This window comes from Pseudomonas rustica (genome assembly GCF_049959085.1).
GTDB classification, from domain to species: domain Bacteria; phylum Pseudomonadota; class Gammaproteobacteria; order Pseudomonadales; family Pseudomonadaceae; genus Aquipseudomonas; species Aquipseudomonas rustica.
Genome location: NZ_CP188200.1, coordinates 1,796,385 through 1,810,158 on the forward strand (window position 1 = coordinate 1,796,385; position 13,774 = coordinate 1,810,158).

Sequence of the window (13,774 nt, forward strand, 5' to 3'; positions counted from 1 at the left end):
ACGAGGAATCAACCATGAAACTTGCCCAACTCAGTGCCTTCGCAGCCGCGCTCGCGGTGTCTTCCCTGGTCATGGCCGAAGGTGGCGGTGACCGTACTTTCGAAAAAATGATGGCCGCCAACGACCGCTCCGTCGAACTCTTCGTTGCCAAGGAACAGGCCCGCGACCCTGTCGTGTTGAACGAGAAAAAAGACGAGAAAACCAAAGCGCTGTAAGCGTTCGGAACGTGAGCAAGCCTGTCATCGACTGCCGATGCCGGGCTATTCGATGAGGCAATGGACATGAAGATTTTTAAACGGATGGCGTTCGCTGCAGCGATGGCAGTGTCGGTGAATGCACTGGCCGAGGGTGGCGGTGATCGCACCTTCGAACGCGCGCTCAGCGCCAACACCAAAGCCATGGAACAGTACGCCGCCAGCCAGGGCAAAGCGCCGCCGGTGGTGAAGGATTACGCGTACGGGATGAAGCTGGACGTGGTCAAAGTGGTGAGCGTGGTCAAGCCCGAGGCGGCGTGCGCCGTGGTGCCGACCGCGATGACTTACGAAGATTCGAAGGGACAGCTCAACACAATCAAATACAGCGTGGCGGGCGTGTGCCGCAACGGCGGAACCTGAAAAAAACCACAATCCCCTGTAGGAGCTGCCGAAGGCTGCGATCTTTTGATCTTGGTTTTCAAGATCAAAAGATCGCAGCCTTCGGCAGCTCCTACAGTGAACGGATTTTATTTCGGCATCAATTCTGGCTCTATGCCGCTGTTTATAACGAAAATGAAGAGGTTGGTTATTAAATGTCTTGAATATCAAATGTGCCCTTAAGCTCGATTTTTTCGTTGGGGTCTTGTGTGCCAATCAGTTTGATATGAAACGCGCCTGTGACTCTAGAAAGACTTGTTTCAGTTAACGTTAAGTCACCTTGGATGACAATGAATCGTGTGTTGATGATCCCTGGGCCTGGAAGCTGGCTCGTGAGTCGTCCTCCTGTAAAATGCCCTTTGTCAAATTGATATTCGCCTGGTGGAGTGCCTTTTTTAAATGTCAGTAGAAGTTCGCGTGCACCTTGGCGCCCGGTCACGTTGTCGCTGCTGTAAGTCACTGTATCGCTGGTCAAGTACGGCTTGCTGTCGTGTGTGGTAATAGCTTTAAAGTGGCCAGTCAACGACGTGGTAGAGATTTCAGTAGAGTTGCTCATGTCTATTCCTTTACGTAATGAATATATTGAGCCGCTTCTAAAAGCAGCCGTTCGATGGTATCGATATTTTTATTCGGTGATCTACTGTCAGAGTTGACAGTAGACTCTTGGACGTTTTTCTGAGTTGCTCAGTGTTATATCGATTTCTGTGGAGCGCATTTGCCCTCAGCGAATTCTTACTGGCCAACGCCTGCGAATCCCTCGCCTCGGCCACCGTCATGTTCGGCGACTTCGCAGCCTTGCTCGAAGGCACGCATCGCAAGACCCTGCTGGGTATTGCGCAAGTGGTCATGCTTGGTGAATTGGCGGTAAACAAGGCACTGGATAACGTCGATCCGCCTGCATAAACGGTGCATCAGTACGGTGGCGCCAAATCGGCTCAGATTGAATGAGCCGGTTTTTTCGGCCGCCCATAGCATTCTCAGTGTTTTACCTTGTTTGCAAAATTCTGGATCACACTTTGCTGCTTTCTGTTGTAAACATCGATGGTGTACTGAGCGAGTTCGTAGCTGAGTACTGCCATGTCAACGGGATAAGCTTTTTTGTGTTTCTCGGAATAAAGAAAATTCTTGCTCTGTACGTCCTGATGGAATAGATCCTTGCCTTCCAGCTCTTCAAACATAGTTTGTAGCGCGTAAACAGCGTCTATCGTTATGGATTGGTTTTCAAATTTGTCCAAAGGCTTTCCGTCAAGCTTTATCATCTTCAGGTAAACCTGTTTATCCTCCAGAATAGCCGTTGCTGCGCCGGCCCCGTAGTAATCATTGAAACCTTGCTCCTCAGATTTCACAGAGCCGGGGATGGTGTCCAATCCCCTAAATCCATGAAATTTCTTGTAGACGTAATTACCATCGAGGCTCTCGAAAATCTTCCCCTCACCACCTCCAGAAATAGGTGGGCGATTACCGATATCGTCTAGAACAGAGAAGATGCTCGTTGTGGAGGGCGTTGCATTCAACTCAAGTAGCTGTATGGACTCAATCAAGAGGTGAGCATTTTCGTTGCTTTGCGGAGAAGGAGGGACGGGGTTAGGGAAATCAAATTTCGAACTACCTGGTTCTTTCTCACTTGATGAGAACGGAGTACCTGTCAATGCAGCAGGCGTATGTTCAGGTGGTTCCTCCGTCCGCCGAGCATCCGTGAGCCCTTCGCGAACTCCGCCATCGACATCGAAGTAACTCATCGGGTTGTTTATGACCATGCTAAATAAGTTCAAGCCATCCACGGTTCCCAACGGATCCGGATTAAGCCAGCGCTGTAACCACGGCACGTAATACCTAAACCCATAGTAATAAAGCCCCGTGGCATCCCGCTCTTGCCCCGAATAACGCACGGTTTTGTAACCCGCTTCGATTTCGCTGCGCCCGGCAAACCATGCGGTCGTACCGAAAGGGTGATAGCGCTCCTGGCTGATGATGTCGCCTGAGCTGTCCAGTTCGAGCGCGCAGGAACCGAGATGATCATTGAGGCTGTAGCGGTATTGATCGTTGGCGATGTCTTTGGGTGGCTCGGATTCCCAATGTAAAACCCGCACGCTGCTGCGTCCGGCTTGAACGGTGATCACCTGCAACGCTTCCCCCGTGCCGCTGTGGGTGCGCAGTTCCAGACCTGGCAGATAACGAACTTCCGAAATCAGCGTTCGGGCGTTGGTCTGTGTAGAGCGCACTTTACGAACGCGCATACCGTCGGCGCCGTAAACGTAACCCTCACGGTCATTCGCCACGGGTCTGACTTCGCGCAATTGGTTGTGCAGATCCCAGCGTAGAGATTGCCCCGGTTGCAGGTTGAGCAAATTGCCGCTGCTATCAAAGCTGTTGCGAAAGTCCCCTTCGCTCGGTTCCACGCCATTGAGCACCGGCAAACACCGATTGCTCTGTGCAGCCGCCACCAGTCGATGACCGTGACTTTGCGAACCGTCATGAGTCAACTCCAGCAAATTACCGCCACGGTCATAGCGGTAGTTTTGGGTGTAGTTGGCGCACGACGCCGGATCGTCAAACCGCGAAAATGTCGGGCCTTGATTAGTACCGCCAGCCTCCCATCCCGTCGCGTTGATCAGCTGATAGAGGCTGTCATAAACGTAGCGATTAACCGGTTCAACCCGCTGATTAGCAAAGTAGCGAATGGGCAGGGCGGCGTCTTCAATGCTCAGCACGTTGCCGACCGGGTCGTAGACGTAACGCAAATCTTGCAGAGCGTCGCTGCCACGTTTGGCCTGCAACCGCGAAAGCCGACCGTCGTCAGCGGCGTAATCCAGCGAAGTAATCACGCCATTACCGGCTGTCTCCCGCACAGTCTGACCGAGGGCGTTGTACTGAATGGCGCTGACCAATACCTTCGGCGCGACGTCCTTTGCCAGTTGCAAACGAACCTCGTGCAACAGGCCGTCGACAGCGTGGCTGATCATCTGCCGGTTACCTTTGGCATCGGTTTGTTCGATGGCCTCGCCCAGCGGGTTAAACCGTGCGCGCGCCGTGAACCCTGCGCCGGGCTCAAGCAACGTGTCACGCTCGGAAACGGACGCCGGCCAGTCGGGGGACTCCAGCGTCTGCAAAAAATGGCGTGTCTGCTGTAACACCTCACCCGCCAAACCGAACTGTTCGAACAGCTGTGTACCCGCCGCATCATCGTGGCGAATCAGTTGCCCGCACTGGTTTCGCGCGGAAAATGCCGGATTGTCGCCGCCATAGGCAAAACGCTCGGCACACAAAAAACCAGCATCAACTGCGTGCTCAAACGCCGCGATTGGCCGGATTTGGTCGTCATACTCCGTCCAGCGCTGACTCCCCCGACCATCCCATCCTAACAACGCTTGATCCGCTTCACCCGACAAGCTGAGCCGCCAGCCGGCATCCACACTGACCGTGCTCAATACCTTCCCGGACAACGAATAGATCGACACAAGATTGGCCGGTGCCGAAGCATCCGCCAACAATCGCGGGTCCTGTTGCGCCACCAGGCGACCAACAGCGTCATGCTGCTGAATCGTGGGTCGCGCTTCACGCTGGCTGACATCCTGCCGCCAATAGGCGATCTGCCGTACTGGCAAACCACGGCTATCGGTGGCAGTGAGATTCGGGGTAAATGCATCAATCCCTGAACTCATATGAATGGAAACTTCTTGCGCCGTTGCTCCGGCGGTGGCTCAAACAAATCGTTTTCATCAAACGCCACGGTGCACCAGATCCAGTACCACGTCTCCCGCCGTAACGGCTTCATTTGCGGCGGATTACCCTGGAGCATGTTTTTCGCCAGTATGGTTTCGGTCGGGCGACCGGCCGCATCGTAAAACTGCTGATCATGGAAGGCATGCACGCGCATTGAATGATCGTTGATGTAGCGCGGTTGATCGGCAAAGTAGGGTCGGTAGATGCGTACTTTTTCGCCCTTGTTGTTGTACTCGACCGGCTCGCTGACACGCCAGCGGCGTGGCACATCGGCCTCGACGGGCTTGCCGTCGGAGTCGAGGATTAATTCACCGTTTTCCCCGACTTGCCACGACTTGCCCGGCTCGACTTCCTGTTTGGTTTGCAGCGACCGACCGAAGCCGTCCCAGCAGGCGATGCTGACCCGCACTTGCATCTCCGGATCACCGGGGTAGCGGTCAGCCAGCATCGCGACGGCATGGATCGGTTCGCGGTGGGCCGCGTCGAGTTGTTCCTTGAGGATTTTCTCGTTCGCGTCTGGAGTTTGCACGTCGGTGAGATGCTGCCGCGCTCTGTCGCAGAAGTGGCCGCCGGGCAGGATGAATCCTTCACGTCTGGCCCATGCCTGCCATTCAGGGGAGGGCGGTGAGGTGCGTGAGACATGTCCCATCCAGCTGAAGGGATCGCTGAAGCCGACACTGGCGAAATTGCCGATGGCTTTTTTCGGGTCGGCAATGGCAATCGCCGGGTCGCGGTCGGCAGGCGGGACGTAGGTTTCCAGTCGATCAAAACCCACCGGCAGGCCTAATTCCGTGCCGTGGAAACTGGTGACCAACACTTGGCCTAATGCGTCGTAACGCGCCTCCTGAATATTGCGGTTGGCGTCTTCTATAGCGGCCGGCAGAAAGCTGCGGTAATCCACATCGAGCGTGCGGGTGGTGCAGCCGTCGGGCAGGGTGACGGCATTGGTCAGGCACCAATAGTCGTCGTAAAAGACCTGGGTCTCACCATGGCTAAGGGTTTCGCGATACTTCTGGATGTTAAAAAAACCATCCAGCGCGTGATAGGTGGGGAAGCCTTTACGTACCGACCACAGGTAATTTTTTGCATCGTCCGGATCGGTCGGTGGGGTGTTTTTCACTTCAGGCAGGAACAGATCCATGATGTGGTAACCGACTTCCGGCGACTCGAGTTTTTCTTTCAGGTTGAAGGGCATGTTGCCCTCGGCGTCCTTGAGTTTGTCGTAAGCGCTGAGGGCGATGGCATCCAGCTCCGCCGTTTCTATGTGCGCGGGCAAACCTTCGAACGTCGCTTGGCCGGGTGCAAGGGGCAGGTTGTTGACGGGGTTCATGTAGAGCTGCATCGACAAGCCTGTGAGCACCGATTGTTTCGCCCACGCGCCGTCGTCGGCGCTTTGTTGCAGAAAATACTCATGGGTGATGTTGGCGGCGGTGAGCGCCGGCTTGTCGAGCACCAGTGCGTTGCCGCGCGCCTGATAGGGCAGGCCAAGGCGCCAGGCTTCTGGATTTGGCAGGTGAAGGTGCAGCGCTTTGGTTTGCGTCAGGTACCACTTTTGTTGGGCATCGTCGTGGGCATCCTTCCACCAGGTTTGGTGATATTCGTCGCTGAACGGCGGTGTATCGCTCAAGGTTTTGCGCCGGGCGTAGTGCACGGTAAAGCCATGAATGACGCTGCCGTACTCATCCCATTCCAGGTTCAGTGTGTGCTGACATAGCGGGTCATCGGCGATGTCTGGCTCGTATTGATAACTGATCGATTCCAGGTCAAGCGGCTGTACCACCGCGTAAGGATTGTGCTCACCTTTGGGCCGCAACACGCGCGCGGCGACGCGGCTTTCCTGAACAGCGTAAGGCACGGCAGTGGCGGGATCGTCGTCTGCGGCGTAGACCTCAGAGCGCAGGACTCTGCCGCTCAGGCAGCGAGCAATTTCGCGCTGGAGGTCTTCGTCTGGTGGCTCGATGGGTTGCGCCGCGTGATCGTGTAGCAGCGTGGGTTGCAGGGCCACCGCAGACGGGTCGCCAGTGTAATATCCGTCGCGGGAAGGGTCGATATCCTCGCCGGTGTGGAACCAGGTTTTGCTCAGGATCGGTGCGGTGAAACCGGTTCTCGCGCGTTCGGCTTGCGTCGCTTCGGTATCGGTCTGCATGAGCAGGCGAAAGCCACGGAACTCGCGCTCGAAGCGGTCGTAATAACCGCCGCGATAACTGAAACCCTGCGTCAGCGTGTTGCCGGTGATCTCATCGTGCTGGGTCTGCTGCTTGACCACATGCAACGCCATGGGCAATTGGGAGATCGGGTTTTCGATGTCCGCCGCGTGTTGCTGGTTTTTTTCATCCAGCCATTCCTGCGCCGAGCTGCGGTAGGTCACGCCGCTGCTGGAACCCATGTTGTTGCAGGTGCGGTTGACCAGATACGGCTTGGCTTTGACGAAATCGTAGCGCCAGTGTCGAGGGGCCATGTACGGCACCGTGACGATCAGGCTCGAGCAACCCAGCCCTTGCAGGTCGGCGGTGCTGACCTGGGTAAGTCGGTCGTAAAGCACGCCTTCGGGCCACGGCAGGTCGACACTGCTTTGCTCGAATCCACTACCGGCGTGGTTCATGAACACACGCAGACGCTTGGGTTCCAGGTAGATCAGATCGGCCGCGCCGGAGCCGTCGAGATCGGCCAGCAGAACCTGTGCCGCATTGAACTCGCTGTAGGTGAACGGCAGCGCGCACAGCACAAACCCTTTGCCGAAGCGCCCGCGCCCCAGATTCGGCCAGACTTTGACTTCGTTGTGGCGGATGCGCACCAGATGCTGCTGGCCACTGCCGAGCAGGTCGGCGAACGCGACCACTTCGGTTTGCGTATGCAGCAATGACGGCAGCTCATCGTCGTCACCGTCGGGCAATTTATAACGATGAGGCACGTCGACGCCGTCGGCGAACCCGTGCTCGCGGCGATTGGCATACAGACGCACGCTGTTGGTGCCGATCAGTGCGAGGTCGCTGAGGCCGTCCCCGACCAGATCGGTCAGGCGTGACATTGAATGCAGGAATTCGTTGGGGAACGCCTTGAAGGGAACGTAGTTTGACCAGTCGCGATCCGGGCCAAGGGTGAAAAAGCCATGCATACCGGGCATGGCGATCACCCAGTCGAGCTTGCCGTCACCCGTCAGGTCGGTCAGCGATTGGTGAATCGCTTTGCTGCTGTCGGCCACCGGAATGTTTTCGAGCCGTTTCCAGTCGCTGTAGCAGACGTCGTCGCCGCCACTGTCGCAGCGCAATGGTTCGCGGTAATACCACGCTTGATCATAACGACACAGCACCCCCGGCAGGCCTTCGCCATACAAGTCGACCAGTTGATAGAACTGGCCGTCATTGAGTCCGGGCATGTCGGGAAACTGTGTCCAGCCCGGATGTTTGGGGTCGAGCTCGCAAGCGTTGTAGCCGAACTCCATGGGCGGGCGACTTTCGACCTGACCGAGTGCGCCATACGCTTGAATGTGCGCGGCGGTCAGATGGTTGTAGCCGAGCGGGTTGGCCCGGTGCTCGAGCAACAGGCGCTGCACCAGCACGGGCGTATCGCCGAGTTCCTTGGGGAAGGAATGAAACATGAGCACTTGCCGGCACAGGCGCTGGGTGCCCAGTTCAAAGCCGTAGCTGTAATTCCAGAAGGGATCGCTGCGTACAGGCCACGACTGTGTTTCTGCGTAGGTGGGGGCGGTTTCCAGGGTAGTGCTGCGTTCGCCGTAATCGAACAGTAAATGGAAGTGCCATTGCTCGGCTTTCCAGCTGTCGGTGACCCAGGCGTACAGGTGCGGATGGGCCTTGGCGTTGCCGTAATACACGCACTTGAGGTAGCGCTGCGCACGGTAGTCGCGCAGTTGCGGCGGGGCGGGGGCGTCAGTTTCCGCTTTGTATTGGTAGACGATGTGCTCGCCGCGCGTGTTGAGGCTTTCGTCGATCATCCACGCGCCGACGCGCAATGGATCGGCCGGGTCGACTCGGCGTGAGTCGGGAGTTTTGCCGTAGATATGCAGGCTGCCATCGGCACCGTGAATCAAAAAGAATCCACTTGCGTCGGTGGCGGTTGACCAGTGCTCGATGAGGCTGAAAGCCCCTTCAACTCTCGGCCAATAGCGCACCACCTTATGCTGTACGCCCAGATCGATGCCGTTGTAGCGCATGACGTTTCTGGAGATGACGCTGCCGTCGCCGTCACTGCGCTCGGGCATCCACATATCGCCGCCGGGGCCGGTGACAATATCGTTGCCGGTGTAGGCCGGAACCCCCTTGGTTGTGCGCAAGGTGATGGCGTTGGCCGTCAGATGCCAGCCGATGCCGAACGGGCTGTTGCCGACATCACTGCTGTAACCCAGCCCCAGCGCCGGGGCAAAACCTCGGCCGGGGGAAATCGGCAGGGGCAATTCAAGCGATGCCGCGCCGGTGGTGCCGACGCCGCCCCAACCCTTGCCGATGCTTTGAATGGCTCCGCCCATTTTGGGCAGGGAGGGAGTGTTGATCTGCATCGTTGACTGTTGCTGCGGTTGCTCAGTCATAGCGAACCGCCGTTGCGTCTGGCCGTGAAACGTATGTAAGCGATGATGGAGGTGGCGACGGCCATATCAGTGAATCTCCCTGCCAGATGGGTGGCATCGATAGGATGCCCGGCGGGTTAACGCTAGCGGTAAAGACTGGCGGTGTAACCTGTCAGACCTGACAGGGTGGTGCAGTTTTCTTAGATCAAATTCGCTCAACAGATAACTGATCTATCGCCAAAACTTGTAGGAGCTGCCGCAGGCTGCGACCTTTTGGTTGTGTCTTTCAAGATCAAAAGATCGCAGCCTTCGGCAGCTCCTACAGGTTTTTCGTGTTTCACAGAGTAAAAAAAGGCGCCCCGAAGGACGCCAAAAAATTCACCTCTTTCCAAAGGAGCAAGGAGCTTCTAAAGGTGAATCTGATCGCTCATGAAACTCAGAGAATCGCCAGCGGGTATTCGACGATCACCCGCACTTCTTCCAGATCGGACTCGAACGCTGTGGCGCGGGTCGTGGCCTGACGCAAACGCAGTGACAGGTCTTTCATCGTGCCGCTTTGCACCACGTATTTGACTTCAACATCGCGCTCCCAGCGCTTCTGATCGGTGAGCGGATTACCCTCCGCGTCGCGGCGCATGTACACAGCGTTGGCGTTGGAATAATCAGCATCGGTGCCGCGACCATAACGGGTCATGAACGACAGACCCGGCACGCCGTACGGGGTCATGTCGAGGTCATAGCGCACCATCCAGGAACGTTCTTTGGGCGAGTTGAAATCGCTGTACTGGATGGAGTTATCGAGGAAGATCGAGTCGGACTGGCGCAGGTAATCGAAGTCGTCGTTGCCGTTGTTGCGCTGGTGGGAAAGGGCGACGGAGTGGGCGCCGAGTTTGACGCCGACGCGGCCGCTCCAGATGTTGTTGTCGAATTCGCCGAGCAGTTGTTTGCCCTCGTCGACGGCCTTGTAGTAGTTGAGGTCGCCGAACAATGACAGGTCATCTGCCAATGGATACGACCATGCGGTGCCGGCGTAGTACTGATTCCAGGCGTCCTTGAGACGGCTGGAATACAGGCTGAACGTGAGGTTTTTGTTCAGCGCGTAATCGCCGCCGCCGTAGGCGATCCACGGGGAATTGACCGGGCCGGCGTAGAAGGTCGCGAAGTTATCGTTGAGGTCGCTGGAGGTCGGTTGGCTCATTGCATGCAGTCGACCGCCCTGTACCGACAGGCCTTCGATACTGGTGTTGATGGCTGTCACGCCTTTGAAACTTTCGGGCAGCAATCGCGAGTCACCAGCGGCGACCACCGGGGTGGCAGGGAACACATCGCCGACCCGTACGATCGTATCGAACGCGCGCACTTTGGCGGCGCCGCCGAATTTGGTGTACTCGTCCTGCGCCTGGCCATCGCTGTTGACCGGCAACACATCGAAGGAGCTCCGAGCGCCGTTACGGCCGTCCCCGGTGTCGAGTTTCAGGCCGATCATGGCAAACGCATCAACACCGAAGCCGACGGTGCCTTGGGTGAATCCGGACTCGAACTTGCTGATCACTGCGTGCGCCCAGGCTTCGGAATAGCCATTGCCGGTAGGGCTGGACTGGCCGTTGCGGTGATCACGATTGAAGTAGTAGTTGCGGTTGAGGACGGTGAGGCTGCTGCCTTCGATAAAGCCTTCGGCTTTTTCCTCCGCCACTACCATGGACGGTGCGGCGCTGATCGCCACCGTTAAAGCGGCCATCGATATTTTTGTAGGGTTAAGCATCAGTCACTCCTGGAGTTCGGCAGAACGGGAACGTGCTTCGGCGTGAGTTTTATTGTTCGACGGGCGAGGGCCCGCCGGCATGGTCGCCGGGTGACATCGTTGCAAGCTGCGGATAACGCCAAGGTGATGAGGGAATTACAATTTCGTCATGTGGCGGGAATGAAAACCTATGTCAGGTCAGGGCTGCGAGTTGTTCGATCGTCTGTGGAAAACGCTCGACAAGACGGATCAGGGTTGTGGCTTGAGCGTTGGGTGTTGCTCGTCCTTGCTCCCAGTTTTCGAGCGTTCGCGTGTTGGTGCGTAGATACATCGCGAATACTGAGCGGGAAAGGTTGAGTTGCTGACGGATGGCTATCACTTCCTCAGCAGTGATCGGCATCAGTTTTGGCAGCTGAACCTTATGGGTACGCAAGGTGATTTTGCCTTGGCGTTCATCGGCCAGTGCTTCAAGTCCATCCATCAGTTCGGAAAAAATGTCACGTTTCATAGCGGGTTCTCGCGTTGAGTTCTTTATTGAGTGTTTGTCTGAAAAGTTTTTTCTGGGCAGGCGTCAGATTGTCCTGTTCGTTCTTGCTGTAAACGGTGAAAAGCCAAAACTGGTCGTAACCGGACCACCAGTAATAGATCACCCGCAAACCACCACGCTTGCCTTTGTTTCTGCGCTGGTCGGAAAAACGAATTTTGCGCAGCCCTCCGGTTTCTTCTATGAGGTCGCCTGCTTCCGGGTTTTTCAGCAATTCCAATTGGAAGCTGCGAAACAGCTCATCGTCCAGATAATCGTCTCGATGCTTCTGAAACGCAGGTAGTTCGATAAATAGAGCATCCATGTTCTGTACGTTGCCTGCGTATAGTGTTGTCTCGATAATCGAATAGGTCAAGGCCTGCTGGCCTTGCTCTTCGCCCCTTTTTCAACGGTAGACGTCGGTCGTAAAATCACCTGTAGGACGAGTAGACGGGAGAGGTAGGATCGTTCGACTGATCTGTGAAGAGCCTTCGCAACTCACGTGTCAGAACAATTCGCAGCAGTGTCCAGCACCGAATAGCGATAGCGGCGGGGTGTCAGGCTGTGAAGAGGTTGAATGTGCCGATGCCTTCGCGAGCAGGCTCACTCCCACAATGATCCGGGATGGCCGCAGAATTTATGCACGACACATAACCCGTAGGAGCAGAGCCTGCTCGCGAAAGCGGTGGGTCAAGCAATGAAGATATTTGAATGTGCCGACGCCTTCGCGAGCAGGCTCGCTCCCACAATGATCCGGGATGGCCGCAGAATTTGTGCACGACACATAACTTGTAGGAGCGAGCCTGCTCGCGAAAGCGGTGGGTCAAGCAATGAAGATGTTGAATGTGCCGACGCCTTCGCGAGCAGGCTCACTCCTACAATGATCCGGGATGACCGCAGAATTTGTGCACCACACATAACCTGTGGGAGCGAGCCTGCTCGCGAAAGCGGTGGTTCAGGCAATGAAGATGTTGAATGTGCCGATGCCTTCGCGGGCGAGCCCAGCTCCCACAATGATCCGGGATAACCGCAGAATTTGTGCACCACACATAACCTGTGGGAGCGGGCTTGCTCGCGAATGCGGTGGGTCAGGCAATGAAAATGTTAAATCCCACAAAAACAAAAACGGCACCCGAAGGTGCCGTTTTCATGTGTAGCCAGCCGAGCAATCAGCCCGCCAGACCCGCCTGCTGAACCAGTGTCAGCAATGGCTGCGGGTACACACCCAGGAAGAATGCGACCAGGGCGATGGCCAGCAGCATCACGCCGCCTGCCTTTTGTTCCCAGTGCAGTTGGGCGTCGTGGCGACGCAGGTTTGGTTCGATCAGGTACAGGGTGACCATCACGCGCAGGTAGTAGAAGACGCCGATGGCGCTGCCCAGAACCAACGAACCGACCAGCCACCATTGGTGCGCTTCAACACCGGTGGCGATGATGTAGAACTTGCCGATGAAGCCAGCGGTCAGCGGGATACCCGCCAGCGACAGCATCATCACGGTCAGCACGGCGGTCAGGTACGGACGGCGCCAGAACAGGCCGCGGTATTCGTACAGGGCGTCCGCGTCACGGCCGTTGTACGGCGAGGACATCAGGGTGATCACGCCGAAGGCGCCGAGGCTGGTGATCACATAAGTCACCAGGTACACGCCGATGGCTTCCACCGCCAGACCCTTGCTCGCCACCAGTGCGATCAGCAGGTAGCCGAAGTGCGCGATGGACGAGTAACCGAGCAGACGCTTGAGGTTGCTCTGGGTCAGGGCCAGCAGGTTACCGAACAGGATCGAGGCGATGGCGATAACGGTCAGCACGTCGCTCAGTACACCACTGCTGGCGGCAGGGGAGATCTGGAACAGACGCACCATCACCGCAAACACTGCAACCTTCGACGCGGTCGCAAGAAACGCGGCCACCGGCGCTGGAGCACCTTCGTAGACGTCCGGCGTCCACAGGTGGAACGGTACCAGCGACAGCTTGAACGCCAGACCGATCAGCATCATGCCCAGGCCCAGTTGTGCCAGCGGGCTAGGCAGACCTGTCGCGGCCAGTGCCTGGCCGATACCGGTGAAGCTCAGGGAACCGGCGTCAGCGTAGAGCAGGGCCATACCGAACAACAGGAACGCGGAACCGGCCGCCGACAGCACCATGTATTTGATGCCGGCTTCCAGCGAACGCTTGTTGAAGAAGGCGTAAGCCACCAGACCGTAAACCGGTACCGAGAGCAGTTCCAGACCGATGAACAAACCGGCCAGGTGCTGCGCGCTGACCAGAACCAGACCACCGGCGGCGGCCATCAGGATCAGCAAGTACAGTTCTTCACGGTTGCCCGGGTAACCCGAACCGCCATCACCCAAATAGGCGTGGGCGAGGGTGACGCAGGCGAGGGTGGCGACCAGGATCAGCGCCATGTACAGGCAGGCAAACGAGTCGATCTGCAGCAACGGGGTCACGGCCAGAGGCGCGACTTTCAGGGCTGGCAGGATCGACAACAGGGCCAGGTTCAGACCGGCGACCGAGATCAGGAAGGTCTGCGAGTGGTTGCGGCGCCAGGCGATTGCCAGCATCACCACGATAATGGTGAGGCTGGTGATCAACAGTGGCGCAAGCGCAATAAAGTGTTGAATCGTGAATTCCAT

9 protein-coding genes and 1 pseudogene are annotated in these 13,774 nt (G+C 57.0%); 3 read left to right on the top strand and 7 right to left on the bottom strand.

The genetic code is table 11. The annotated features are described in order from the left end of the window. Positions 1-14 precede the first annotated feature (14 nt). Together ACP3TY_RS08400 and ACP3TY_RS08405 are read left to right on the top strand one after the other, a co-directional pair. Positions 15-215, top strand: coding sequence for a co-regulatory protein PtrA N-terminal domain-containing protein (locus ACP3TY_RS08400; protein ID WP_212551202.1), 201 nt, complete (start codon positions 15-17; stop codon positions 213-215). A 66-nt stretch (positions 216-281) separates the two neighbouring features. Beyond that, complete coding sequence (locus ACP3TY_RS08405; RefSeq protein ID WP_212551201.1) at positions 282-614, top strand: DUF2790 domain-containing protein; 333 nt, start codon at positions 282-284, stop codon at positions 612-614. 169 nt (positions 615-783) lie between these two features. Here ACP3TY_RS08405 and ACP3TY_RS08410 read toward each other — a convergent pair whose 3' ends face one another. Continuing rightward, the gene (locus tag ACP3TY_RS08410) at positions 784-1,188 is read right to left on the bottom strand and encodes a hypothetical protein (RefSeq protein ID WP_400647002.1); all 405 of its coding nucleotides are present in this window, start codon (positions 1,186-1,188) and stop codon (positions 784-786) included. 167 nt (positions 1,189-1,355) lie between these two features. Here ACP3TY_RS08410 and ACP3TY_RS08415 point away from each other — a divergent pair. Beyond that, positions 1,356-1,535: pseudogene (locus ACP3TY_RS08415) on the top strand (DUF6124 family protein); the annotation flags it as partial. 74 nt (positions 1,536-1,609) lie between these two features. On the opposite strand, the gene ACP3TY_RS08420 reads toward ACP3TY_RS08415, so the two are convergent. From ACP3TY_RS08420 to nuoN, 6 genes are all read right to left on the bottom strand, one after another. Continuing rightward, positions 1,610-4,294, bottom strand: a complete 2,685-nt coding sequence (locus tag ACP3TY_RS08420) for an RHS repeat domain-containing protein (RefSeq protein ID WP_426619708.1) — start codon at positions 4,292-4,294, stop codon at positions 1,610-1,612. Next, positions 4,291-8,898 carry a SpvB/TcaC N-terminal domain-containing protein gene (locus ACP3TY_RS08425; protein WP_426619709.1) on the bottom strand — a complete coding sequence of 1,536 codons (4,608 nt, stop codon included), beginning with the start codon at positions 8,896-8,898 and terminating at the stop codon, positions 4,291-4,293. The genes ACP3TY_RS08420 and ACP3TY_RS08425 overlap by 4 nt, the downstream gene beginning before the upstream one ends. 415 nt (positions 8,899-9,313) lie before the next feature. Continuing rightward, complete coding sequence (locus tag ACP3TY_RS08430; protein ID WP_426619710.1) at positions 9,314-10,639, bottom strand: OprD family porin; 1,326 nt, start codon at positions 10,637-10,639, stop codon at positions 9,314-9,316. A gap of 172 nt (positions 10,640-10,811) precedes the next feature. Further along, a complete protein-coding gene (locus tag ACP3TY_RS08435; protein WP_027614657.1) occupies positions 10,812-11,126 on the bottom strand; it encodes a helix-turn-helix domain-containing protein in 315 nt (104 codons plus the stop codon). Then, complete coding sequence (locus ACP3TY_RS08440) at positions 11,116-11,466, bottom strand: toxin (protein WP_426619711.1); 351 nt, start codon at positions 11,464-11,466, stop codon at positions 11,116-11,118. Before ACP3TY_RS08440 ends, ACP3TY_RS08435 begins: the two co-directional genes overlap by 11 nt. Positions 11,467-12,310: 844 nt before the next feature. After that, the gene (nuoN, locus tag ACP3TY_RS08445) at positions 12,311-13,774 is read right to left on the bottom strand and encodes an NADH-quinone oxidoreductase subunit NuoN (RefSeq protein WP_159813898.1); all 1,464 of its coding nucleotides are present in this window, start codon (positions 13,772-13,774) and stop codon (positions 12,311-12,313) included.